This is a genomic window from Xenorhabdus eapokensis, from assembly GCF_001908105.1.
Map to the genome: position 1 here is coordinate 1 of NZ_MKGQ01000030.1, position 22446 is coordinate 22446.

Annotated in this window: 26 protein-coding genes; 6 read left to right on the forward strand and 20 right to left on the reverse strand. The window is 47.8% G+C overall.

Going from position 1 to position 22446, the window contains the following annotated elements; all coding sequences use genetic code 11:
• Nucleotides 1-472: 472 nt before the first annotated feature.
• Both Xedl_RS15525 and Xedl_RS15530 read left to right on the forward strand, forming a co-directional pair.
• Nucleotides 473-1255: a hypothetical protein gene (locus Xedl_RS15525; protein WP_074024725.1), complete on the forward strand. Its 783-nt coding sequence runs from the start codon at nucleotides 473-475 to the stop codon at nucleotides 1253-1255.
• A 432-nt stretch (nucleotides 1256-1687) separates the two neighbouring features.
• Nucleotides 1688-2005 carry a hypothetical protein gene (locus Xedl_RS15530; RefSeq protein ID WP_074024726.1) on the forward strand — a complete coding sequence of 106 codons (318 nt, stop codon included), beginning with the start codon at nucleotides 1688-1690 and terminating at the stop codon, nucleotides 2003-2005.
• A 357-nt stretch (nucleotides 2006-2362) separates the two neighbouring features.
• Here Xedl_RS15530 and Xedl_RS15535 read toward each other — a convergent pair whose 3' ends face one another.
• The 15 genes from Xedl_RS15535 to Xedl_RS15605 all read right to left on the reverse strand — a co-directional run bounded on the left by Xedl_RS15535 (nucleotide 2363) and on the right by Xedl_RS15605 (nucleotide 15889).
• The gene (locus Xedl_RS15535; protein WP_074024727.1) at nucleotides 2363-3625 is read right to left on the reverse strand and encodes a hypothetical protein; all 1263 of its coding nucleotides are present in this window, start codon (nucleotides 3623-3625) and stop codon (nucleotides 2363-2365) included.
• A gap of 389 nt (nucleotides 3626-4014) precedes the next feature.
• Nucleotides 4015-5298, reverse strand: a complete 1284-nt coding sequence (locus tag Xedl_RS27900; RefSeq protein WP_074024728.1) for a TrbI/VirB10 family protein — start codon at nucleotides 5296-5298, stop codon at nucleotides 4015-4017.
• Nucleotides 5279-5713 carry a conjugal transfer protein TrbH gene (locus Xedl_RS15545; protein WP_244149732.1) on the reverse strand — a complete coding sequence of 145 codons (435 nt, stop codon included), beginning with the start codon at nucleotides 5711-5713 and terminating at the stop codon, nucleotides 5279-5281. The genes Xedl_RS27900 and Xedl_RS15545 overlap by 20 nt, the downstream gene beginning before the upstream one ends.
• Before the next feature lie 46 nt (nucleotides 5714-5759).
• Nucleotides 5760-6689, reverse strand: coding sequence for a P-type conjugative transfer protein TrbG (gene trbG, locus Xedl_RS15550; protein WP_083600362.1), 930 nt, complete (start codon nucleotides 6687-6689; stop codon nucleotides 5760-5762).
• 32 nt (nucleotides 6690-6721) lie between these two features.
• The gene (locus Xedl_RS15555; protein WP_074024730.1) at nucleotides 6722-7420 is read right to left on the reverse strand and encodes a VirB8/TrbF family protein; all 699 of its coding nucleotides are present in this window, start codon (nucleotides 7418-7420) and stop codon (nucleotides 6722-6724) included.
• A 66-nt stretch (nucleotides 7421-7486) separates the two neighbouring features.
• Nucleotides 7487-7828: a hypothetical protein gene (locus Xedl_RS15560; RefSeq protein ID WP_074024731.1), complete on the reverse strand. Its 342-nt coding sequence runs from the start codon at nucleotides 7826-7828 to the stop codon at nucleotides 7487-7489.
• Nucleotides 7825-9318 (reverse strand): P-type conjugative transfer protein TrbL, encoded by a 1494-nt coding sequence (gene trbL, locus Xedl_RS15565; RefSeq protein WP_074024732.1) that lies wholly within the window; start codon nucleotides 9316-9318, stop codon nucleotides 7825-7827. Before trbL ends, Xedl_RS15560 begins: the two co-directional genes overlap by 4 nt.
• Complete coding sequence (locus tag Xedl_RS15570) at nucleotides 9319-9522, reverse strand: hypothetical protein (protein ID WP_074024733.1); 204 nt, start codon at nucleotides 9520-9522, stop codon at nucleotides 9319-9321.
• 1 nt (nucleotide 9523) lies between these two features.
• Nucleotides 9524-10291 (reverse strand): P-type conjugative transfer protein TrbJ, encoded by a 768-nt coding sequence (trbJ, locus tag Xedl_RS15575; protein ID WP_083600363.1) that lies wholly within the window; start codon nucleotides 10289-10291, stop codon nucleotides 9524-9526.
• On the reverse strand, nucleotides 10260-12779 hold the full coding sequence (locus tag Xedl_RS15580) for a VirB4 family type IV secretion/conjugal transfer ATPase (RefSeq protein ID WP_074024734.1): 2520 nt from the start codon (nucleotides 12777-12779) through the stop codon (nucleotides 10260-10262). The genes trbJ and Xedl_RS15580 overlap by 32 nt, the downstream gene beginning before the upstream one ends.
• A gap of 17 nt (nucleotides 12780-12796) precedes the next feature.
• A complete protein-coding gene (locus tag Xedl_RS15585) occupies nucleotides 12797-13111 on the reverse strand; it encodes a conjugal transfer protein TrbD (protein ID WP_074024735.1) in 315 nt (104 codons plus the stop codon).
• Nucleotides 13099-13572, reverse strand: a complete 474-nt coding sequence (locus tag Xedl_RS15590; protein ID WP_074024736.1) for a TrbC/VirB2 family protein — start codon at nucleotides 13570-13572, stop codon at nucleotides 13099-13101. The genes Xedl_RS15585 and Xedl_RS15590 overlap by 13 nt, the downstream gene beginning before the upstream one ends.
• A 10-nt stretch (nucleotides 13573-13582) precedes the next feature.
• Nucleotides 13583-14563 (reverse strand): P-type conjugative transfer ATPase TrbB, encoded by a 981-nt coding sequence (gene trbB / locus Xedl_RS15595; protein WP_074024737.1) that lies wholly within the window; start codon nucleotides 14561-14563, stop codon nucleotides 13583-13585.
• A 143-nt stretch (nucleotides 14564-14706) separates the two neighbouring features.
• On the reverse strand, nucleotides 14707-14961 hold the full coding sequence (locus Xedl_RS15600) for a helix-turn-helix domain-containing protein (protein ID WP_074024738.1): 255 nt from the start codon (nucleotides 14959-14961) through the stop codon (nucleotides 14707-14709).
• Nucleotides 14962-15322: 361 nt separating this feature from the next.
• A complete protein-coding gene (locus Xedl_RS15605) occupies nucleotides 15323-15889 on the reverse strand; it encodes a recombinase family protein (protein ID WP_074024739.1) in 567 nt (188 codons plus the stop codon).
• A 404-nt stretch (nucleotides 15890-16293) separates the two neighbouring features.
• Here Xedl_RS15605 and Xedl_RS15610 point away from each other — a divergent pair, with 404 nt between their 5' ends.
• Both Xedl_RS15610 and Xedl_RS15615 read left to right on the forward strand, forming a co-directional pair.
• On the forward strand, nucleotides 16294-16548 hold the full coding sequence (locus Xedl_RS15610; RefSeq protein WP_074024740.1) for an antitoxin: 255 nt from the start codon (nucleotides 16294-16296) through the stop codon (nucleotides 16546-16548).
• Nucleotides 16545-16850, forward strand: coding sequence for a type II toxin-antitoxin system RelE/ParE family toxin (locus Xedl_RS15615; protein ID WP_074024741.1), 306 nt, complete (start codon nucleotides 16545-16547; stop codon nucleotides 16848-16850). The genes Xedl_RS15610 and Xedl_RS15615 overlap by 4 nt, the downstream gene beginning before the upstream one ends.
• Before the next feature lie 133 nt (nucleotides 16851-16983).
• Here the strand turns inward: Xedl_RS15615 and Xedl_RS15620 are convergent, their stop codons facing one another.
• Nucleotides 16984-17772 carry a replication initiation protein gene (locus Xedl_RS15620; RefSeq protein ID WP_208605072.1) on the reverse strand — a complete coding sequence of 263 codons (789 nt, stop codon included), beginning with the start codon at nucleotides 17770-17772 and terminating at the stop codon, nucleotides 16984-16986.
• Nucleotides 17773-19165: 1393 nt separating this feature from the next.
• Between Xedl_RS15620 and Xedl_RS15630 the strand changes: the two genes are divergently transcribed.
• Together Xedl_RS15630 and Xedl_RS15635 are read left to right on the forward strand one after the other, a co-directional pair.
• Nucleotides 19166-19879: a hypothetical protein gene (locus Xedl_RS15630; protein ID WP_074024742.1), complete on the forward strand. Its 714-nt coding sequence runs from the start codon at nucleotides 19166-19168 to the stop codon at nucleotides 19877-19879.
• Nucleotides 19869-20177, forward strand: coding sequence for a DUF2645 family protein (locus tag Xedl_RS15635; protein WP_074024743.1), 309 nt, complete (start codon nucleotides 19869-19871; stop codon nucleotides 20175-20177). Before Xedl_RS15630 ends, Xedl_RS15635 begins: the two co-directional genes overlap by 11 nt.
• 31 nt (nucleotides 20178-20208) lie before the next feature.
• On the opposite strand, the gene Xedl_RS15640 is transcribed toward Xedl_RS15635, so the two are convergent.
• The 4 genes from Xedl_RS15640 to Xedl_RS15655 form a co-directional block, all read right to left on the reverse strand.
• Entirely contained in the window at nucleotides 20209-20688 is a 480-nt protein-coding gene (locus tag Xedl_RS15640) for an Hcp family type VI secretion system effector (protein WP_074024744.1), read from the reverse strand.
• 207 nt (nucleotides 20689-20895) lie between these two features.
• Nucleotides 20896-21351 (reverse strand): conjugal transfer protein TraM, encoded by a 456-nt coding sequence (locus tag Xedl_RS15645; protein WP_074024745.1) that lies wholly within the window; start codon nucleotides 21349-21351, stop codon nucleotides 20896-20898.
• An 18-nt stretch (nucleotides 21352-21369) separates the two neighbouring features.
• Nucleotides 21370-22089, reverse strand: coding sequence for a nucleotide-binding protein (locus tag Xedl_RS15650; protein WP_074024746.1), 720 nt, complete (start codon nucleotides 22087-22089; stop codon nucleotides 21370-21372).
• Nucleotides 22090-22106: 17 nt separating this feature from the next.
• Nucleotides 22107-22412: a TraK family protein gene (locus tag Xedl_RS15655; protein ID WP_074024747.1), complete on the reverse strand. Its 306-nt coding sequence runs from the start codon at nucleotides 22410-22412 to the stop codon at nucleotides 22107-22109.
• Nucleotides 22413-22446: the final 34 nt, after the last annotated feature.

Sequence of the window (22446 nt, forward strand, 5' to 3'; positions counted from 1 at the left end):
CTTAACGTACAATAATTTTCGATATCCAAACTGACCCCTAGTATACATACTGGTATGTATACTATCACTCTGCCAATAAGGGGGATTGCGCCCAATAAACATTGGCAAGCAGAAGCAGGAAAAAAATCGGTTTATGGTCAATGTTGAATCAAACATTTGACATGGCTGTTGAGGTTACCATTCTATTTTTTTCATTTTCTTTCTTGAAAGAAGAATATTGCCGTGCGTCTAATATGCGGATATGGTTAATGCAAATCACTCAGGATTCTGAAATTTTATGGAGATTCAATTTACGGACATAAAAAAACCGGCACGAAGGCCGGATTCTTTGGATTAGAATTAACAGGACGCCAATCCTGATATTCGGAAAAAACAAAAGTTAAGCCGAATTTAGTTCTTTCCCAACAGTATTGCAAGTGTTTTTGCGCCTTCGCGCCACGGATTTTTTTGCCTTTTTTAAGGAATAAAAAACGTGACGGACATATTCCAGATTCAAATGCTGCAAGAGGCCATCATTCGGCTGTGTTCTGACATGAAGACGCTTGCACAGGCCAATGATGCCTTCAAGCTGGCCAACGACCTTCTCCTTCTCAGTCAAGGTTCCGACCTGAATCCTGTCAGCGAGGCCATTTATGAAAGCGTTCGGGAAAAACGCAACCAGATTGCCAACGGCACCACGGTTCAGACAACAACAAAACAACCTCCCTACCTTCCAGTGCGGGAAAAAGCGGACAAAAGCCGCAGTGAGGCGGCAAAAGGCAAGCGCAATGTCGAACGCTGGTCGCGCAAGCGCCGCTTGGGCGACATGGCAGCCTTGCCACCTTATGCCCGCGACCAGTTTACCGAAGGCGAACGTGCCGTGCTCTATATTGTTGCGGCCGACATTCGTCAGCATGGCTCCTGCCGCTGTACCAACAAGGAAATCGGGGACAGGGCGGGTGTTTGTCTCACGACGACGCGCAATGCCCTACGCAAGGCGCGGCAGCACGGTTTACTGAACATTCGGCAGCGGCCGCAGTGGCGTGGCAAAAACCTCTCAAATATCATTACAATGGCCTGCAAGCTCTGGCGCAAATGGTTGGACAGATTCCGTCCCAAGCTCGGTTTTAATTTCAGTCTCAAGGGTGTCAAAAAAGCGGTGCCCTTAGAGACTAATAGTAAAAGAAACTTAGAAAAAAAAGAAAATTTTTTAGAAAAAACCTTGTCTATAAAGGAAATAATGCCGATGGATTTTTATAAGCCGCGTTTGGAATAATGGCAAAAGCCAATTTTTTAACAATCCTCATCAATTTAACCCATGCAAAGGCTCCCGAAAAAAGCCTGATAAAGAAACTTGCGCTTTTTTTATTTTAGATAGTCATTTAAAAACAAATACTTAAATTTTAAAACCATTTAATTTCTTTATTTTTTATAAGACAAACGATTTTTAATCGACTAATAATCATTTCAGAATGAATGACGCATCATTCTGGGGCGTAGAATCCCCTCATTCGTGCGGTTGGTACTGGCCGTTACAGTACATACTACTCCTTGACTTTTATGATCGGGGAGCCTGTGGCGTATACAACAGGTTCACCGAGAACTAAAGGCCACAGGGATCGTCACGAACGATATTCTACTTCCCCGATCACCAAGATCAAAGAGTTGCATTCGCGGAGGCGTCCGCAAAGACTCTGGGGTATTTAGGATGACCAACCAATTTTCAAACCATACGTTATATACCATTTCCTATTCCGTCATAGGTGAAGACCATATCGACTATTATACGGATTTTTCCCAAGCCTCACGGGATTTTGATGTTTACAGGCGCGAATTGAATGACCAAAGCCATTACGAGGGTAAACTTGAAAATTTGGTGCTTCATAGGGTGAATGTTGAAATACAAAAAACATTAAGCTTCATAACTGAGGCCAGTTTGATTGATTATATCAACAGTTCCGCATTTTCAGGGAAAATATCCAAGAGCAAGCTGGATTTTGTGTATCAGCAGAAGGTGGCGTATTAGAGGCCAGTTCATTTCCAAGGACTAGCGGGAGCTTCCGCGCTAGTCTAATTTTTTCTGAGACAATCCTTTAAGGCAATAATGAATAATTTAAGGAAACTTAAGGTAATTTTTAATGTTTTTCCTTATGAGGGGTTCTAACCGGTGGGTCTACTCAACCGCTAGTCCATTATTGGCAATGAAAAGTGTATACATCTACAATAACATCTTCTCTTTTTTATATCCTTAACTTGATAAGAAAGATTGAAAAATAGCAGTGGTATGATTAAAAAAATATACCACTGACATAAATAAGATGGTTGGATGAATTAAAATTACTTAAATGTGAAAGTTTTGATTATACAAAAAATCCAACAAAATTTATTGTGTTTTATTTTTGCAACATTCAAATGGCTTCCCTATCTCTAAATCCATTAATTCCTTTATTTTATTGTCATATACATCTTTTTCTACTAAAAATGACACATACTCACGCCATTCTCCAATTATATTAAATGGTTTTCCAAATAAATTTATATCTGTTTCAACCCAATTAAATATATCTATTGGATCAGTAAACTCATCATAAAATTTATATTTAATAAAACCTTTTATATTATATCTATTACTATAAAGAAGCTCTACTTCTATATCTTCCAATCGCCCACAAATAGTTGCGTTTCTAATCGCCCATAACGCATCACCATATATTCCTTTATTTGCTTCAGTAGAAAAATCATAGGTGTTTCTAAAAGTTACTCTCTCACCACTTTCGATTTGTGATTGAAACCTATCACTAATACCGAGATGACCTACCAATCTCCTGATTTCATGCTCTAATCCTATTTCTGATAAGGTCAACGTTTGTTGTGATTTTTCAAAAAAATGGTGAATTAATCTCCAGGCACTGACGTTATGCCTATATTTTTCAACATCGGCTTTATTGATACTATATGTTATTAATATCGTAAGATTATCTTTTATCTTAAAAGGCGTTCCGTCTGCATTCCAGTCTTTTCCAAACCAATTGAATATACTTTGAGGATCTGTGAATTCACAACTAAAATCAATATTAATGTATCCATTCAATAGAAATTTATTCCCACTAGTGGACAACAATGTAGAATTTTTCAATGAACCTATAATCTTGGCGTTACGCATAGTCAATAATGGATCTAGTGCCGATTGAGTATTAATACTAAAATCATAAGTATGATTAAAGCCAAGTACCGCATGCTTTTCAAGATCTAATTGAAATTGTTTAAAAGGTAGGCTCAAGGATATCAAATGCTTAATGTTATCCTTTGTCTCTTTCCCTAGCTGAGACAATGTTAATTCCACGCCAGAATTTTTTTTATAATGATTATATAATCCAAGTGAACTCATGGTATTATCATTAACACGGAGTAAAGCAGTATTGTAATCTATTTTGTAAAGCCGAAAATAAATACTATCTTTTTTATTCCATATGTTGGTAGAAATATTATTGAATATTTCTTTTGTTTTTATTGAGTCACTCCTACAATAGGATTCCACCAAACTTTTGTGAAAATCAAGATGGTCTTTTTTATAAAGATTGTTTCCTTTTAAACATACAGGGCAAACGTTTCTTTCTAATAATTTTAAATAATTAATGATTTCCATTTTATTTTATACTCGTGAATGTTAATTAATCTTGCTTTATCTACATGAGTAGATGTTTATCTTAAATAATAAAAAATTACTTTTGTTATTATTTAATTACGAATTAAATTTCATAGGATTAAATCAATATTCTATATGTTTATTTTCGTATAACTAATATTACATTTTATTTTTAAAATTTTTATTAAAAGTATATGTATGACCAATATCACAACTCCCTAATACATAGTATCAGGACGACATTCGTCTTCATTTTCAGAGGTTGTATTTCTTTTAATGCCGCCATTGTGACCGCTGACACGATTTTTCCGGGAGAATCAATACCACGAACAGATCTGGGGTTTTATGCCGGACAATGGCATTCGGTTAAATCCTTATCGTGTTCGCAATCACTTTTGCCCGGCTGCCATTGGATGGCCTTTCCACGTCGGAAGAATAATGTCTTTTGTGACCATGACGTTAAACTCGTACCCGGGACGGATTTCAAGGGTAGGCTGAATGTTCATATTCCGTTGCGCCATCTGCATGCCAATCTGTCCCATTTGCTGGCCAAGGGAACCCGCGATGATTTGGGAACTGCTATAGTTTTCACCGTGTTTTGCCTGTGGCTGTGACAACTGGATACCGGCCGAAAACAGGGACAGCAGCAATCCGCTTCCAAAAATGCGCAGATAGTGATTGTTCACCTTGTCATAAAAGCCGGCATATCCGCCCTGATCAGCACCCGGCATCCCATCAATGGAAATAGACGAACCGTCAGGGTATATGATGCGGTTCCATGCAACCAAAGCCCGTTGCTGGCCCAATGTCACCCCGCTGTCATAGGTGCCGATCAATCGCGTACCCGGCGGAATGAGAAGATTCAGCCCAGTTGCCGAATCATAGACGCCTTCGCGAACCTGTCCGATAATTTGTCCGGGCAAGTCAGAGTTTAAGCCTGAAATCATGACACCGGGAATAACCGTCCCGGCCTTGACTTCCTGCGAGGGGGTAAGAGCCGCCTCACGCCGCCTTTCCAAATATATGCCGGCTTCCGGCGTTCCGGCAAGAAAGGCGCGTTTTTGGGCTTGACGGTTCTCAGCAACCATGCTGTTGCTCTCCGATACTCCTGTTTCAGTCTCGTCATGGGCGGGATATTGTTGCATCAAATCTGGTGTCTTGGTTTGCTGGACGTTGTTCTTTTTGTTTGTATTGTCATGCTGTGCAAACACTTGCACAATTCCCTCACCATTCAACGCCTCATCCATTCTGGCCAAGCGTTTTTCCTCAATCTGCTCAATCAAACGCAGGCGTTTTTGCATCGCTTCATCTGTGGGAGTTGGCTGGGGCGGGACGCTTTTTTCCGTAGGGATCATCAAGGTTGGCTGGGACGGTGTTTCTGCCTCTCCAACGGCGGAAACGTAGTCGTTATCGGGCGGCCGTATGGGCGGGGTCGCACTCTTTTTTATGGATGGTATCTCTTTTGCTTTTGTCGTGTGATTGGCCGTTTCTTCCCTTGAAAAAAACGTGTAGGTAATACCAAAGACAGCAAGCAGGATCAACACGCCCACGACAAAGAGCGGTAGATGGTTTAAACGGCGCACGCCCGCCCCTCTTTTGGGTCTCACCAAGAAATCTGGAGAGGGTTCTGGTTCATGCACTCTGGGCGAACCGTTATCTTGATCTTGGTTCATGACTGGCCTCTCTGACGGTAAAAGGTGCACCATTCAACAACAGCGTGCCGTCTGTGGCGCGGGGATAAAAGCGCGATGCCTCAATGCCAAGGTATTGCAGGCGCATGATAACGCCACTTTCAAAGGGGGACGCAAGGTAACGTAGCAGCATCGCTTTTCCTGCCACCCTGCCCGTTTTACGATCGGTTATGGTGACACCGTAACCGCGCATACGCAGGGCGGCGAGCAAGGCAGGGGTCAAAACATCTGGCTGCGCATTTGATATGGGAGGATCAAGACTCACCGTTGTACGGGCGGGCGGCAATGGATTTTCCAGATGGGAAACCGCATCGGTGGCCAAGACTTGCGCATCTTTCGCCGTTATTTCTGGTGCCACATAGGACATGGAAGGGCGTGTGGTGACGCAGGCACTCAAGACAAGGGTGGCCAGCAGCGGCAGAACGATGGAAACGCGTGTCATCTTAATTTCCTCCATGTGTGATGATGACCTTGATCTGGCTGCGTCCAACGCCGGTGATCAGGGCTGCACGCGCGAGTACCCTGTCAACCACATAGCGGTCACCAATCACACGGTAGTTAACGATTTTCTCGCTGGGCGACGCAAACACACCTCCATCGTTGCCAAGGGCAACCAGTGCTGGCGCTTCGCCGGCAAAGCGCGCTGTGGGAAACTGGATATAGGTCTTGTTGCCGTCCGAGTAAACACGCACAGGCTTCCAGCCCGGATTGTCCCCGCTCATGCGAAAACGAAAATCAAGGTTCGCCAAGTTTTGCCCGCCCGGCATCGTGTTACTATAAACCTGTCTGGCCTGTTGTTCGCGGTAGGCTTCCCATTGGCGTTCGACATCGTCAGGGTAGTCAAAGGAGAGAACGGGAATCCATTCTTTTTGCGTACTGGCCAGTTTGATTGTGTACAGACGACGATCTGTTGTAATGGTCAGGTTTGTCACCAGACCGGCATCGGTGGGTTTCACGACAATCACTGTCGTTGCGTTTGCGCCACTGCTGATCATGGCCGGTGAAATCTTCCATCTGGCGTTATCTCCTGCGTGAACGTCATTGACGACTTCTCCAGGCTGCAATTCAATGGAGCAGACCTGTAACGGTGTGCAAACCAATGTCGGGAGCGTTGCCCCAAAAAGATATTTTACGCTGCCGTCAGCACCTCGGCGCGGCCGGTTAGGATGGGTCTTCCATTTATTCGCCAGCCACACGCCATAGGCTTCCTTTGCGTCAAGCGGTATACGCTTTGGCGAAATCATTTGGATCGGAGGCAGCGGTTGAGCCTGTGCGGTTTTGAGAGCCGGGACATTATTATGTTGAGCGAAAGCAGGGGTTGCCAATGCCAATAGGTTTAAAACAAGGACGGTCAGTCCCGTCGTTTTTTTCATGGCCGATCTCCTCTCCTGATTGTTTTTGCGTCTTAGTCTACGCGTTGCGTCCAAGAAAACTGTTTGACGTAAATACCCAACGGGTTCTTGGTTATCGTGTCCTCGTCCGTCGGTGTGGCGATGGTCGTGGTGACGGTGGCTCCATAAGTCGTCGGTGTGCCAATCTGTTTTTCGGTGCGTGAGTGAACGGTTTCCGTCCATTCCAGTTGCCATGTATCGCCGCCGATGAGGCTTGCTCCATGCCATGCTACCGTCACCGTTTCTTTCTGCGCCCGTTGATATGGGTTTTGTTGGCGGTGATAGGCGGCGAGCGTCTTATAGGCGGGACTGTCGGGAAGGGTCATGGCATAGGTGGTGTTGATGATTTGCTGTTCTGCGCGTGCATCGGTATAAACCGTGCGTGCGCCCGTAAGCCATTGGCGCAACGCGGCCTTGATCTGTTTTTCGGTTGGGCGTCCCGCCACGTCGGCGCGAACAACGCGGGTAATTTCCCCATACCTGTTTGTTTGAACCAGATAGGGCACCACTTTGTGCTGCACGGACACAAAAACCAATCCAAGAGCCAAAATGAACGCGATGCCGATGCTTCCAAACGCGGCCAACCGCCAGTTGTTTGCCTGCACAATAAAATCGCCGTAGCGTTCATTCCATTCACGCCGGGCGGCCATATAGGGCGTTTCGGTTGATGCCGGTGCCTTGGGTGCCTGAAAAGCCTTTTGTTTTGATCGCATGGTCACTGATCCATCTTGATAGTCTATAGACGATATTTTGATGTTTCATTTATCTGTTCGCAAGACCTAGTTTCTATTTTTTGGTGCCTGTTTTTTCTTTTTTGGCCGGGGCGGGGAAGTGTTTTGTGCCTGTTTTTCCAAGGCGTCCCATATGAGACGCCCGCGTCTGCTCCCAAGCAGTGGTATATGGCTTAGACCACGTCCCGCCCCGATAAAGACCATGAGCAGGGGGGCAAACATCCGGCCGGTCACACACTGAAATTTTTTGATATGCACGGCAATGGCATCAAGACGGTCACCATAGCCCTTGCGGCGCAATCCTTGCCCCAAAGCCCAAAGTCCAATGCCAAGGCTAAACAGAAAGAACAATGGAAGACACAAACGCAGCAGTTCAAAGACGATTGTCATCGCTCATCCTTTTTGGTGTCGGGTGAAACCCCAGTATTGGGTGGTGTGGTCGTCACAGGTGTATCAGATGGGCGAATGATGTTTTGCGGCTCTGATTCCTTCACGTTCCCGTTGCCGTTCGGGCCATCCTGCGTACCGGTGATGGGTTTGGGGGTGCCATCGGCCAAGGACAGGCCGGCGGCACTTTCCATGCCCGGTACGGATATGGCCGAAATGACGCCAGTTCCACGCGTTAGGGTTGAGGCAATGTGGCGCCCTGTGATCGTCTTGCCGCGTGGGGTTCCATCGCTGTTTTTGGCATCTTGGCTTGGCGCCAATGGTGGTGCACTGCCGCCAATTCTTGCTCCGGCTGACTTGGCGGCTGTGCTTCCACCTGTATTGGCGCCAAGACCAGCATTCAGGCCGGCACTGCCCGTCCCTGTTCCCACACCCGAAACGCCTCCGCCCCCGGCAAAGCTGGCATTGATTGCCCCTGCAAGACCGCTGGCCGCATTTCCCCCTGCCGTTGTCCCAAGGGCACCGGCCGCCGCTGGAGCGGCTGTGCCTGCCGAGGCCAGCGTTGCGATTGCCGCCGCTGCCCCTGCGGCACCGGCTGCCGCCATCCCACCAATGGAAGACCCTCCGCCTATCGACGTACCGCTGATCATACCGGCCACCAGTTCTGGGATGGTCTTGGCCAGATAGGCACAAGTCAGCGACAGTCCGACCATCGTCCACATGGACGCATCATTGGAAGAAACCGTATAGACCGCGCTCCATTCTTTGGCGGAATCCACGATCATTCCGACAATCAATGTCAAAATGAAGAGCTTTGCCCCAACGGAAACGGCATAGCGCACAATGGCCAAGGCGTATTCCCGTGTCCATTGGGATGCGCCAAAGCCCATGAAGAGCGCAGAGGCGTTGATGACCACGTAGGATTCGATGATCGTCAAGCCCATGAACGCGGCAATAAAGGCAAAGCTGACCAGCACAACCAAAGCGGACAGGGCGATCATCATGGCCGCAAGAGGATTCCATGTTTCGACGTTGCCGACCGTGTTGGCTAAATCAATGGCTGTTCCGAAAATGTCTCCCGGGCGAATGTCTTTTGTACCAAGTCCGGCGGCATGAGCGCTGGCCTGCCGGAAGCTGTCAACGACTGCTCCCGCCCAATCGGCTGAAAACAGCAGAAGGGCATAGAAAAATCCGGTGATCAGGATGAACCGGATTAATTCGCCCACGATCTCGCCAAAGTCCGCCTGCCGGAACACCAAAGGAAAAAACGCCCAGACGAATTGAATGGTGGCCAGCAGCCAGAACAGGGTCTTGGCATAACCTTTCAGTTTTCCGTCCCATTGGGCGGCGCTGGCCTTCACCATATCCAAAAGACTTGTGAATGTCCCACCCGCATCATTGAGGTTTGTTGCTCTTGCTTCTGTTGCAACAAGCATCAGGACGAGAGCACCAAGGGCAAGGGACAAGATCAAGGACTGGGTTTGCCGTGTCATTTAATACCCCTTATCGCGGCCTGTATTGATAATAACGCCACTATGGCGTTGCTTAAGGAAAGCCTTTTCATGAGATATGAGATCGCAGTCTGCGGATTTTTTTTCCAGTCCTGAGATGTTCAGGACAAGTGTTGTTCCAACACCGCCGATAATGACGGCGACAACCAAAGAGACGATGAAAATCGATAGTTTTATATTGAGCATGTTAATACCCCTTATCGCGGCCTGTATTGATAATAACGCCACCTCTGCGCTGTTGACGTAGGGCATCGTCTGTGGACGCGCGTTCCTGCATCTGCGCCATATAGTTGCCCTGCATGTAGATTTGTGTGGTGACAAGATCGCGCAGCTTTTGAAGCTGCTGGACATTGGAGGCGGCAATCTCATTGCCGGCCTGAATGGCCTGCAACCGCCCGGAGGCCTGCTGCGACCGGTTCAGGATTTTATCCAGTTGCGCGTCTTCGCTGGCGAATGTGCTGGTATTGATTTTCGCAGCCTGCATTGCCGTGCGGGCATTGTCGAGACCTTCAAGCGCCCATTTTTTATAGCGATCCGGCATCATTTGCGCCGCTTGCCCCGTTTCTTTGAGATAAGCGTCATAGCCGGGAAACTGTTCCTTGAAGCGCGATTCCAGATTGGATAGGTCGCGCCCCAATGATTGTGCGTTGTTGTATGTTGCAACCACGCTGCGCAGGTCAGACGTGACGCTATTAAACATGCGGCTTGGCAGAGCCAAGCCCTGTTTGACCATATCTTTGTATTGCTGGATTTGAGTTTGCAGTTGCTTGGCCGTGTTAAGCTGCGTATTGACCTCTTCGGCGTACTGATGCATCTGCTCGGAGAGGGTTGCGCAGTTCGTGCAGACGAAACCGAAAGCGTAGGCGTTCTGGGGCGCGGCCATATAAAGGCCACTGGCGAGAAGGCTTGCCGCCAGAGCGAGCCTATACAGGGAGGGGAGAGAGGTACTGTTCATAGTCAATTCCTTTCTGGTTCAACCAAACCAAAGGCCAATCCTCGCCGTACTCTTGGATGACGTGACGGACGTCTTCCAAATCTTCCTTGCTGGACAGAGCGACAAAGGCCAGAGCCAGTGAACCCAAGCCCAACTCGAATACGCGCCGTCCAAGCGGCGACTTATAGTAATAATGCTTCTTGTACTGTCCGGTTTTCAGGATATGGATCTCTGTCGCATTGAGGCCAAACATGGTGTAGAGATCGGCCGGCCCGGGTGTCTCTTTTGTGCCATGCAAATGGGCTTCCTTATTCGGTAGAAGGATTTTTGTGGGACACTGTTCAAGCAGGACGTCGAGCAAACCGGAGGCGACGGCATCCGACAGGCTTTGTGTCGCCATGATGACAAGGCAGTTTTTCTTGCGCAGTTCCTTCAACCATTCGCGCAGTTTCTCGCGGAAGACGGGATGTCCAAGCACGACCCACGCTTCATCAAGTGAGAGCATGGCGGGCTGCCCGGTCAAAGAGCGTTCGAAACGGTGGAACAGGTAAAGCAGAACGGGAATGGCGTTGGCATCGCCCATTTTCATGAGATCATCGATTTCAAACACCGTATAAGAATTGACGACCAAGGCGTCTTCCTTGCCGTCCAGCAGGTGCCCCATTGATCCGGTGATGGTGTAATGATTGAGCGCGCTGCGGACTTCACCATCCTGCATTGTTGCCACGTAATCGGTCAAAGAGCGACAGTCGCGCGGTGCCTCCCGCAGCAAGGTCATTGCCCGATGGATTTCTGCTTTTTGCTCCGGGGACGGCGGTTTTTGCGTCTGAAGCTCAAAACAGGTGGCAATCCATTCTTCAGCCCACAGTGCATCGGACTCGCCATCAATCTCCATGAGTGGCGTCAGGGCGGGCGTGGCTGCCTCATCATTGCCGATGTCGTAGTGCCTGCCTGCCGTCGCGTTGCACAGCGCATAGAGAGAACGTCCTTTGTCGAACGCTGTGATGGTCGCCGACACGCTTTTTCCATTACGCCTTTGGCGGGAGCGATAGCGGCGAAACTGCGCATGGAGTGTGGCGAGCAGCGTTGACTTGCCCGCCCCGGTCGGTCCGAATATCAATGTGTGTCCGACATCGCTGACATGCAGGTTGAGCCGAAACGGTGTTGCGCCGGTTGTGAGCGTGTGCATAAGCGGCGGTGAACCGGGCGGATATAAATTGCACGGATTTTCACGCAGACCCGGCCATACACTGGTCAGCGGCAACAGGTCGGCAAGGTTGAGCGTATGCACCAGAGGGCGGCGCACGTTCGGATATGTCTGACCCGGCAACGATCCCAGCCACGCTTCGAGCGTGTTGACGGATTCAATACGTGCCGCAAACCCCTTGCGTTCCAGTTCCCGTTTGACGAAACGCGCCTGTTCCTCAAGGAACGCGCGCTCTTCATGCATCAGGACGACGACCGGTGTGTAGTATCCGTAAGCCACCAAACCAGACTTGGCATCGTTAATCGCCACTTCGGTTTGCGCGGTCATGGTGACGGCATCGGTGTTGATCATGCCTTTCTGTGACTTCATGACCTGTGACCAGAACCCCCGGATTTTTTGCTGCCACTTTAACCGATAGCGATGGAGGGCCGCGACCGCCTCATGCTGCTCAAGGAAGATGAAACGGCTTGTCCAGCGATAGGCCATTGGCAGGCCGTCGAGCATGTCGAGAATGCCGGGGAACGAATGACCGGGAAAGCCTTCAATGGCAATACAGGAAATGAATTTTTTGCCCAGCTTTGGCGTGTCCCCCGGCCATAGCTCCGGGTAGCCCAACCATGCGTCGAGATACATCGGACAATCGGGGATACGCAGGGCAATGGACTCATTGGTGAGGGTGAAATGAAGATAATTGACCAGTTCGTCGCTTTCATATGTTTCCCCCTCCGCATTGCCAAGCGGGGTAATGGTGATGGTGCCCATGCGGCGCATGTGGAGGAGATCTCCGAGGCCGTCATGAAGGTCTTCAAGTTTTTTCTTAAAGTCGGCAAGCAGGCGGTCGGCGGGATTCGAGTCCTTGCGGTCATCATCGTCATAGACCAGCTCGCCGAGTTTCGATGTGCGGCGCAGGGGCGGCAGGTATTGCAGGATCAAGGCGTATTCCGTTTCAAAGAGAGCGTCTTGGGTCTCAAACATGGCGCGCCGTTCGGCGTCGATCATGGCCGTGACCGGGTCTGGAAAAAAGGATTGTGTGGCGTCCGTGTAGCCGGGAGATGCCAGACGCGCGGCGTCAATCCATAGCGCCCAGCCGGATCCGAACCGCGACAGGTATTGATTGACCAGTGCCGTCAAATAGTTGCGTTCTGACGTGGTTGCGCAGGCGGCGTCATCGCCCCGGAAGAAAAAGCCTGCCAAAAGGGAACCGTCCTTGCCCAGCACCACACCCTCATCGACCAAGGCTGCGTAATTGAGTAAATCCGGCAGTCCGGCAGCTTTGCTGCGAAAGGGTTTCAATGAAAGCATTCTCCATTCCCTCCATCTCAGTAAATGCGTGACGACTTCGCCACGCGAAAGGGACGTGAAAAAGGCGCGTAATAGTGCCTGTATTTCAGTTGGCGTATGTAGACCTTGGACATTTCAGGGTCGGCCTTCGCCATTTTGCGCAAGCCGTGAACACAGATTAACCAAAGGAGCAAGCCAATCACGGTGGCCACCAGATTGAGTGCCGAGACGATCAGACCGCCCGCAACCAGCATGGAAAACAGCATGAGTTCGCGTTCGCCCCCCATGATCTGTTGCGGCCGGTGAAGGGCGCGGTGAAAGGGGGTCATGCGCCGGGAGTCTAGGGTTTCCATGCGTGCCCTCCCATCCCGGACAGGGACGCCGTGTGCGTTTTCGTGTACGTTTTAAGATCGGCTGGGCTGACTGCCGCGTCGGGCGGCACAACGGCACCGGAAAACAGGGCGCCTGTCAGGAGCGTGTTTGCGAACACGATAAGGCAGACGACCAGAACAACATAGATAATACGGCGGGTGAATTCCGACACCTCGCCGCCCCAAATCAGCGTCGCGCCACAGGCAATGATGCCCAAAAGCGCAATGACAAAGGCCACAGGCCCACTAAAGGACTGCTTGAGTTTGGCCAGCGGACCTTCCCACGGCAGTCCAGCCCCCCCGCCTTCCGTCGCATCGGAGGCATGGGCGGGATGCATGGTGAGCAGAAAAATAAAAACCGCAAGGGCCAACCAAAAATAAGGGTTGCGCAAGACAGCGCGAATGTTCAATGTGAGCAGCGAGATCCTCGTGGGTGCGATCATGGTCATGTCCTTAAATGGGTTGGGTGATGTAATTGACGCCGTCATGTCCCTCTACTTTGACGACCTCTTTGACGCGGCGGCCGCCACCTGTCTTTTCAATTGAAACGATCAGGTCGACCGCCTCTGCGATCAGTGCCTGCATGGGCGCCTGCGTGGCCTCCGCCACAAGCTGCTCCAGACGGATCAGGCCGGCGCGTGCGGAATTGGCGTGATTGGTGGCAATGCCGCCCGGATGGCCGGTGTTCCACGCCTTGAGCAAGGCCAGAGCCGCGCCATCGCGCACCTCTCCAACCAAGATACGGTCTGGACGCAGCCGCATGGTGGCTTTCAAAAGGCGCGTCATGTTGACGTGATCGACACAGCGCATGGTCACGACATTTTTTGCGTTGCATTGCAGTTCGCCCGTATCTTCAAGAATGGCCAAACGATCCTGCGGACAGGCTTTCGCCATGAAATCGATCATGGCGTTGGCGAGTGTCGTTTTGCCGGTGCCCGTCCCCCCGACAATCAAAATGTTGCGGCGGTTGCGTACGGCAGCCTCAATGGCCTCACATTGGATGTCGGTCATGATCCCTGCCTCGACATAGTCGGTGAGGGTGAAAATTTTCATGGCCTTTTTACGGATCGTGAAGGTTGGAGCGGCGACAACGGGGGGAATTAACGCTTCGAAGCGTGACCCGTCCAAGGGCAGTTCGCATTCAAGGATCGGGTTTGCGGCGGTGATGTGTGTGCGCAAGGTTGAGGCGACGGTGGCCATCAGGGATTCGGCCTGCGTTGAGGCGAATGTGCCAATCTGTTGCATCGGCAATCCCAAATGTTCAACCCAGAGCGTGCCGTCTGGATTGAGCATGATTTCAATCACGCTGGGATCGTCCAGCAAGGTGCAAACCTGTGTGCCAAGCTCTCGCTTGAGCTTTTCCCGAATGCGCCGGTCGTGTTCCGTTTTGTTGAGCGCGATGCCGGAAGGCGGTGTGGATACGAAGTCGGCCATGATGATGCCTTCTTTGTAATGGTTTCAGTGTGGCAATGATAGACTGTAGGCTATCAATTATGCAAGTATAATAATATTCTGAAATAAAAAAAAGACCCTATCGGTTGAGAGGGTCTTTTAGGGATGGAAAAAGGAAAAGGGGGTTATTCTGGCAAAAGCAGTTTCCAGAGAGGAACACCCACACATTCGGCAAGAATGGCGGCATTGTCGAGATTGATGGTGCTCCGGCCGGTTTCAACCTCGCTGATCCATGATTGGGCGAAGCCCGTTTTTCTTTTCACGGCGCGTTGGGAAAGTTTGGCCGCCTTCCGGGCATTGCGGAAGTTGCGTGCAAAGATCAGCCGTTCTTGTGGAACTGGCTTTTTTTCAGGATCATCTGTGTTGTGTTGTGTTGTCATAGGTCGCCGGTTCACTGGGTCAACATTTGAATGAATTTTGCCGCCTTAAGGTATGGGGTCAAAACCTTATCTTAGCAGAAAATTCATAACGTTAGCCATGAAGAACGTGAAAAGTCGAAGAGAGCGGTGTCACGATAAGGTCACCAAAAAAGAAAAAACAGGCGTTAAAAACGTTTTTTGGCGGTGTTGGAAAATTAAGGGAATATAGGAATATTTAAGGCAATTTCGGTCAATAAACATCACTCTGAATGCCTTTCTAAACATTTCTTTTTATAGGCCACTGCCATCGTCCCCATCCTTGAAGAGGATGTCAATGCCATGATGCAATGAAAACCTGCCTCCATCCATCCTGTTTGGAGACTCAGGCGTTGGCTGTCCGGGACGTTTTCAGGGCGGCATAAAGGGCGGTCTTGCCAACTTTCAGACGGGCGGCGGCCTCCCGCACGGTCAGTCCGTTGGCAATATACGCGTGCGCCCGCTGCAACCTGTCGGCGGTGACAACCGGCTTGCGTCCCCCTTTTCTTCCCCGTGCTGCGGCCGCCATCAATCCAGCTTTTGTGCGCTCCCGGATGAGGTCGCGTTCGAACTGGCCGAGGGCACCGAAGACGTGAAAGATGAGCCGCCCGCCCGATGTGGTCGTGTCGATGTTTTCCGTCAGCGACCGGAAGCCAACACCGCGGGCTTCCAGCGTTCCTATCGTTTCGATCAGATGCGGCAATGACCGCCCCAGCCGATCCAGTCGCCAGACGGCCAGCACGTCGCCATCGCGCAGATAGGCCAAAGTTGCGTTCAACCCCGGACGATCGGTCTTGGCGCCCGAGACCGTGTCTTGAAAAACCCTGTCGCAGCCCGCCTTGTACAGGGCGTCCGTCTGCAAGGCTGTGTCCTGTTCCGCCGTTGAAACCCGCGCATAGCCGATCAGTGCCATTGTTGCCTCTTTTTGTCCGCCATTCCGTCCGTTTATCTTATTGTCCGCCATCTCGTTCGTCAAGGCGTTTTCGGACAAGTGTCCGGAATGACCGCCTAACGGTCGTTTGACGGACATTTCAATCGTAAAAAATCAAAATATTAAAATTTATAACCGTATAATCGTAAAATTGGTGTCTATTACACACTGAGCAGGAAAAACGGATCATGTTCAGCAAAAGTGAAATCGAAAAACGCCGGCACCATGTCGCCAATGCCGTTGCAAGCAGAAAACGGTGAAAGTATCTATGTTTAAGAGATGGGACGCGGTGTGTAATAGACACCCTCACCGTTCGGTTCAGAAAATAGCCACAAACCTACATTTGTGCTAATGTGGGTTTGTACATTTTTAAAAAGGAGTGAATCATGAGCCGTTTAAGCATCGACATTACCGAGCGGCAGCATCAAAACTTGAAAGCGGCAGCCGCCTTGCAAGGCAAGACGCTCCGGCAATATGCGCTCGAACGCCTATTTCCCGGTCAGGACGAGGACAACGAGGCATGGCTGGAACTCAAAACCATGCTGGAAACACGCATTCACGACGGACTGGACGGCAAGATATCCCAAAAAAGCGTCAACGACATTCTCAATGAAGAACTTTCGAAGGAAAAACGCAGTTGACGGACTATATCCTCACGCAAGCCGCCGAGGCAGATTTACGCGCCGTTATCCGCTATACGCGCCAGCATTGGGGCGAGGCGCAGGTACGCCGCTACATTGAAAAATTGGAGAGCGCAATGACACGGCTCGCCACCGGGCAAGGCATATTCAGGGACATGGGTACGCTCTTTCCGGCATTGCGCATGGCACACTGTGAACATCACTATGTTTTTTGCCTGCCGCGCATCAACGAACCGGCACTGATCGTGGCAATTTTTCACGAACGTATGGATCTGCTCACGCGACTTTCCGGCAGGCTATAGGCAGGAAAAGGCAATTGCAGGGCAATCAATGCAATATTGACTAAGATAAGAAATTTTAGGAAATTAAAAGAGATTTTACGCAATTTTAACACGCAGAGCCGTTGCGTAACCGGAAAAAAGGCACATTTAAAATTTAAAGCAAGCGGCCTTGCGGGTCGCGCCTGAAATCAAACCGCACCTTGGCAACCTTGCGACCAGCTTTGCTGGGATTCCAGTCTATGATCCAGCCGTCCTTTTCCGTCAGTTCCTTGACGGCCGGCTCAATGATTTTGCGGCGGATGTTCGCGAAGTTTCCGCGCTGTTTTTCGGTGGCATCCATTGAAGTGCAAAAGTCATCAATGCTGTATTCCGCCCATCCTGTCGATTCAAAGCGCATCAAAAGTTCCAACAGCTTCCACGAATAGGCCGAGCGCAGGGCACTGGCCTGTTGAAGCTGGTAGGTTGTAAATTGACGTTTCAAGCCTGTTAAGTGTGGCAGCAAGGCTGGCCACCAATGCAACTCTACCCATCCTTCGCCGGCCTGATATTTGGCCGCCCCAATCCAACGCATCTGAACTTTTGTCTTTATCAAAGATTTGCCATTGCGCCGGTAGGCCGGTTCGTAAAAAGTGATAGAGCGGTTATAAAGCGATTTTGCGCTGGCTTGTAACTGGTCGTAGGCCGTATCAAGCGTGACGTCGAAGACTTCCGCATACTCCATTGCGGTAATGCGCGTGACAGGCACATCAAGAGGGCGGCGCGGCTTTTTACTGTCGAGTTTTGACACGCAGCAGGCAACCAGACGTTTTTCTGAAAGTGTGAGGCCATGTCCGGCACGGGTGAGGGCATTGGTCATGCTCACCCAACGCTCCCCCGCCGGCCGCTCAATACTGTCGGCGTTGTAACCATCCGCCTTGTGTGCTGTCGCTGTTTTTGCGTTCATCTGTGCCGTCCTTCCCGTTCCTGTGCCATGATTCATTCTAGGCACATTTTATAAATTATGCCCAGTTTTTTTTAGGCACAGTTTGGAACGGATCTGTGGATAGCACCGGAAAAAAGGCACAATAACCGGAAAAAAGGCACAGTAAACCGGAAAAAGAGCACAATAAACCGGAAAAAAGGCACAATTATCTATTGTAACATACTGATTTATAATATGAATTCATCTATAAACTTTATGAACTTAAAAAACCATAAGAAAAACGCGCGTACCAGTGAACAATTCCATACCAATACCATCATGTGAACACCAAAAATCGTGCTCTCAATCATGCTTGTGAAGCAATCAAAATCAGTGATCAGGAGCGTCTTATACAAAGTCACTTTCTTATATTGGCTGATAATAATAGTAGAAGACGGGCTTTTCGGTATCTATAGAAAAAAGCGCACGTGTAATGACTTGTAACAACGGAAAGACTGAAAGAAAAAGAAAAAAGATCTTTCTTGAGATCCTTTGAGTTAGGTTGTAATCTTTAATCTTGAAAAGAAAAAAAACCACCCCTGCAAGGGTGGCCTTTTTCAAGATTGAACTGTTCTAGCAAAACAGTTCAATCGTGGTAACTAGCTTTTACGAGAAGCCGTCACCGAAAATGTCCTTTTAGTGTAGCCTTAAATGGTCAATCACTTCAAGCAATTCTCTCTGATTTTTTATCAACCTTCTCGTTAAATCTTATTACCAGTGGCTGTTGCCAATGGCGATTTATCGTGTCTGTTGGGGTTGGAATCGTGAGACTAGTTACCTAACAGGCGGCAACGGTCGGACTGAACGGGGGGATCGTGCATACAGTCCAGCTTGGAGCGAACTGCCTAACCGGAACTGAATATCAGGCGTGGAATGAGAAAACGCGGCCAAAACAGCGGAAATGGTATCGGTAAACCGTAGGGCAGGAACAGGAGAGCGCATGAGGGAGCGGATTACTGGAAACGGTAGTCATCTTTAAGTCCTGTCAGGTTTCGTCACCTTTGACTTGAGTGTCTATTTTTTTATGATACTCGTCAGGGGGGCGGAGCCTATGGAAAAACGCCATCTCTTTCCTGTTGTCCAGTCTTTTTTACTCCCATAGATTGTTTTACTTTGATCTACCGTTGATCATTGTACAGTGTGTGTTTTCTATTAAACCTTTTTAATATCATCTTTATGTTTTTTGTTCCATTGAACTGTAAAAGCTCAGGTTGGAGCTTGATATGGCATACCAGAGATAGACGATGCTTGTCCAGCTAAACGCGGCTATCTCTTTAGGCACTGACCGGCCATCGCATCATTAAAAATATGTAGATTTTCTTCTGTAATTGCTCCAAAATTATTCCAATATCATAACTACATGGATGATGTGAACATGAAAAATCCTTACTGTACAGTCGATGAGCTTGGATTTCCAAAATTTGATGCCTTTGACTTTATGCGGTATAAATTTTTACCTGATAATCCTAGGTTCGTAACAGGGGAAAGTTATTTATGGGCCTATAAAGCCGCCTATTTGCAATATAATACAAATTTAATCATAAAATATGCACATGAAGCAAAAATACCAGTACTCCTTCTTGCTGGTGTTGCTGTTGCTGAGGCAGGAGGAAAACCAGATAGAATTAAAGCATATGGTGTTTTACAGGTGAGGCAAATTTTTCACGACACATTTAATGGTGACAATAAAAAATCAAATGCAACATCCGTTGGTGTGTTGGCCATTCAATTAAGAGCCGCTGCTGAAACATTGGGAATAGATCCGTCAACGTTAACAACGAAACAACAACTTCAACTTTCTCATTGCCTCCTAACAGATGACTTTAATATAAGAATATCTGCCTTGCATTTAAGGGATTTAATCCTCCATGACTATCCTGATATCAAAGATACAAGTGTTCTCACTGATGAGCAAATCATATTGGCCGGTTCTCGATATAATAGAGGAATAGAGAGAGATAAAAAGGATTTTATAAAATCCATATATTCACCGAGCAACTTAAAAGAAAGAGATTATAGCTCATATGGAAGAAGGATATTAGAAAAGAAAAAGTCAATACATATGATCTTAGGAGTTAATGGTGAGTAGTAAAATAAAATACATCATTTATTATGTATTTTGTTTGTTCATTATATATTCGTTTTCTTTTTTTGAAGAAGAAATATATATTGATGGAATGGAAATAAAAAATGCGTGTGTCGCTCATCGTACATTTGTCGCTGATGATACACGAGATGTCTCTGCCCCTGTGGCCGCTTTGTTTATACTTCCTCTGCTGTTCAAGACAATGAAGCTTAAGTTTAAGTCATCGAAGATAAACGTCATGTTGATATCATTGATTATGTATTGGACATGGCGTTTTTTTATAAGAATAATATTTTGTTGACCCCTCTAAAACATTCAGAGGGGATATGATATTAATATATCCTGTCTTCCCAAAAACTATATCCAGAAGTACCAGCAATGTGATGTTGCCACGTTATACTCGCATATTGAATAGATAGCATTTCTTCCGGCTGATGATCATCATGATTTATAGAATGAGGGTAATTAACATTCATTCTTTCTATAAATGCTTTTATTAATTTGACGGAGTAATATAGTTCGTTTCCGCCATTCATTGATGTTCTATAAAAGAAAAATTCAATTTCAAGCTCTTCGTTCTCAGATATTGCAACACCGAGTAATGGTGAGGATTTGTCTATTGGCTTTATGAATGAAACAGGGCGGTGATTAACATTGTTCATTCTTGTCATTTCATGTTCAACGGAAAGAACCAACACCTCATCTTCATGCTCTTTTTGATATTTGTTGCCAATGGAATCAACGGTAGAGCAACCCGCAGATATCAAACCTTGTTTCTTCCCTTTTATTGTTGCATATATTAAATTTGCCATACAATCTCCTAGATTAATATAATATGCCCATTATAAGAGAATTAATGATACGAAATTCTTTCACTTTAATGGTATTTAAAAAAAATTAAGTGCCTAATTAAATTTGTTATACTATCTGGCTACTTGACTACTTAAGTTAAGCAATATCTTTTTTGCTTGTTAAGGATTTTGTGAATGAAATTTGTCAAGGCGATCCGGTTTTTCTCATTATTTGAGTAAAACGGTGATCACCGCAACAATTGCGACTACCGCAGAAATCCCTGCTATCATGGCAGAGATCAATGCGCTTTTTTTGGCTGTTTGAACACTATGTGCACTGACCACTGTATCATGACTTGCGGCCTGTGCCTCTCTCATTTTGTGTTTAAGTTCGTCGCTTGCTTCATTGACCGCTTCAAGAATGGCGTTCCTGATCTGCTCACTCACATAGTTTGACGCATCGGTGATGATCTTCCCTGCCGTTGCCTTGGACTGTTCGACCTGCTGTTGCAGATTGACGGTTAAGGCAAGATTGGCAGCCTCATACTGTTTTGTGACATTCTCAATATAACGGTTCAAGACAATGTCATTCACTGTTACGGTTACAAGAATCGGGTCGTCTTTATCCAACAGGACGTTATGTCGGATCGCAACCTCTTTTCGTATTTCGTCAAAGTCGATCATGGCCGGTTCCTGTTTTCTTTAGAGGACAAGTGCAAGTTGATCAAAAATGGCCTTTTTGATCCTTGACAATCTGGATTTGGACATAAGACCGAAATCAGGAGACAGGTTTACTTCATCAAATGTCAATTTGCCATCAAGCATCACTTTTACATCCTCACCGAATGTGCTGGCCGTCTGGCGCATGACACGAACAAGACCCGCTATACGATCCTTATACCTGTCATAGACCTTCATTTGCTCGAAGGTTTTTCCTTCGGCCTCTATGACGCCAAAGAACTCGTTTAACCACACAATCAGCACTGCATGTTCAGGCAGGTATTCAATCAATGAAGCAAGACCGCTCAACGTGTCGCGCAATGCTTGGCCGCCAGTGATGACGGTGTGAATGACAACCTGTTTTCCATGTTCAGCGATGAGATTCATCGCATCGTTTTCGGCGATGTAGTAGGAAAGTGGAATGAAGGAGGCCGCTCCGTTATCAATGACGAAATTGGTATCCTCTTTCACGATTTTCTCGATCAGTTGGTCAAAATTTCGCTCAACCAGTGTTCCCCTTTCCATCAATTCCAAACGTTGCGTGTTAAAAGCTTTATAGCCTGAAAGCGTTGCATTCACAGGGTCAGTGTCAATGGCCGTCACCGCTTCCCCTTTTCCTTGCAAATACTGGATGAGAAGGGAAGCGATAAAAGACTTCCCAACACCACCTTTGCCTTGAAGTGTAAGATGAACCTGTTTCATAGGCACCTTTCCCTTTTTTAGATGAGATCGTCACGGGTATTGGCACTGTTTGGATTGTGTTGAAAGCCGGGAGAGTTGGCTTTCATTGCTTGATCTTCGTTCATGATTTCTTTTTTTTGGTGCCCATTTGGTTTTGTTTTTAATATGTATCGGTTGACATATTTCGTGAATTGGGGATAGCCGATTTGAAGTTTGTCTTTGTGATCGGCATAGATCACCTTCAACGGATATCCCTTTTCAACCAATGTTCGAAAAAGATCAATGTGAGCCAAGAAAGCGACCCGCCCTTGGCCACGATATGTTTTTGTGTTTTTGTCATTCATTGGCTTTTCCTGATTGAGTTTGTATGGTTTTTAT

What these genes read in the sequence shown, in the direction of transcription:
- Xedl_RS15530 (WP_074024726.1), top strand. Translation starts at nt 1,688, where the DNA reads ATGACCAACCAATTTTCAAACCATACGTTATATACCATTTCCTATTCC.
- Xedl_RS15535 (WP_074024727.1), bottom strand. Translation starts at nt 3,625, where the DNA reads ATGGAAATCATTAATTATTTAAAATTATTAGAAAGAAACGTTTGCCCT.
- Xedl_RS27900 (WP_074024728.1), bottom strand. Translation starts at nt 5,298, where the DNA reads ATGAACCAAGATCAAGATAACGGTTCGCCCAGAGTGCATGAACCAGAA.
- trbG (WP_083600362.1), bottom strand. Translation starts at nt 6,689, where the DNA reads ATGAAAAAAACGACGGGACTGACCGTCCTTGTTTTAAACCTATTGGCA.
- Xedl_RS15555 (WP_074024730.1), bottom strand. Translation starts at nt 7,420, where the DNA reads ATGCGATCAAAACAAAAGGCTTTTCAGGCACCCAAGGCACCGGCATCA.
- Xedl_RS15560 (WP_074024731.1), bottom strand. Translation starts at nt 7,828, where the DNA reads ATGACAATCGTCTTTGAACTGCTGCGTTTGTGTCTTCCATTGTTCTTT.
- trbL (WP_074024732.1), bottom strand. Translation starts at nt 9,318, where the DNA reads ATGACACGGCAAACCCAGTCCTTGATCTTGTCCCTTGCCCTTGGTGCT.
- Xedl_RS15570 (WP_074024733.1), bottom strand. Translation starts at nt 9,522, where the DNA reads ATGCTCAATATAAAACTATCGATTTTCATCGTCTCTTTGGTTGTCGCC.
- trbJ (WP_083600363.1), bottom strand. Translation starts at nt 10,291, where the DNA reads ATGAACAGTACCTCTCTCCCCTCCCTGTATAGGCTCGCTCTGGCGGCA.
- Xedl_RS15580 (WP_074024734.1), bottom strand. Translation starts at nt 12,779, where the DNA reads ATGCTTTCATTGAAACCCTTTCGCAGCAAAGCTGCCGGACTGCCGGAT.
- Xedl_RS15585 (WP_074024735.1), bottom strand. Translation starts at nt 13,111, where the DNA reads ATGGAAACCCTAGACTCCCGGCGCATGACCCCCTTTCACCGCGCCCTT.
- Xedl_RS15590 (WP_074024736.1), bottom strand. Translation starts at nt 13,572, where the DNA reads ATGATCGCACCCACGAGGATCTCGCTGCTCACATTGAACATTCGCGCT.
- trbB (WP_074024737.1), bottom strand. Translation starts at nt 14,563, where the DNA reads ATGGCCGACTTCGTATCCACACCGCCTTCCGGCATCGCGCTCAACAAA.
- Xedl_RS15600 (WP_074024738.1), bottom strand. Translation starts at nt 14,961, where the DNA reads ATGACAACACAACACAACACAGATGATCCTGAAAAAAAGCCAGTTCCA.
- Xedl_RS15605 (WP_074024739.1), bottom strand. Translation starts at nt 15,889, where the DNA reads ATGGCACTGATCGGCTATGCGCGGGTTTCAACGGCGGAACAGGACACA.
- Xedl_RS15610 (WP_074024740.1), top strand. Translation starts at nt 16,294, where the DNA reads ATGAGCCGTTTAAGCATCGACATTACCGAGCGGCAGCATCAAAACTTG.
- Xedl_RS15620 (WP_208605072.1), bottom strand. Translation starts at nt 17,772, where the DNA reads ATGAACGCAAAAACAGCGACAGCACACAAGGCGGATGGTTACAACGCC.
- Xedl_RS15630 (WP_074024742.1), top strand. Translation starts at nt 19,166, where the DNA reads ATGAAAAATCCTTACTGTACAGTCGATGAGCTTGGATTTCCAAAATTT.
- Xedl_RS15635 (WP_074024743.1), top strand. Translation starts at nt 19,869, where the DNA reads ATGGTGAGTAGTAAAATAAAATACATCATTTATTATGTATTTTGTTTG.
- Xedl_RS15640 (WP_074024744.1), bottom strand. Translation starts at nt 20,688, where the DNA reads ATGGCAAATTTAATATATGCAACAATAAAAGGGAAGAAACAAGGTTTG.
- Xedl_RS15645 (WP_074024745.1), bottom strand. Translation starts at nt 21,351, where the DNA reads ATGATCGACTTTGACGAAATACGAAAAGAGGTTGCGATCCGACATAAC.
- Xedl_RS15650 (WP_074024746.1), bottom strand. Translation starts at nt 22,089, where the DNA reads ATGAAACAGGTTCATCTTACACTTCAAGGCAAAGGTGGTGTTGGGAAG.
- Xedl_RS15655 (WP_074024747.1), bottom strand. Translation starts at nt 22,412, where the DNA reads ATGAATGACAAAAACACAAAAACATATCGTGGCCAAGGGCGGGTCGCT.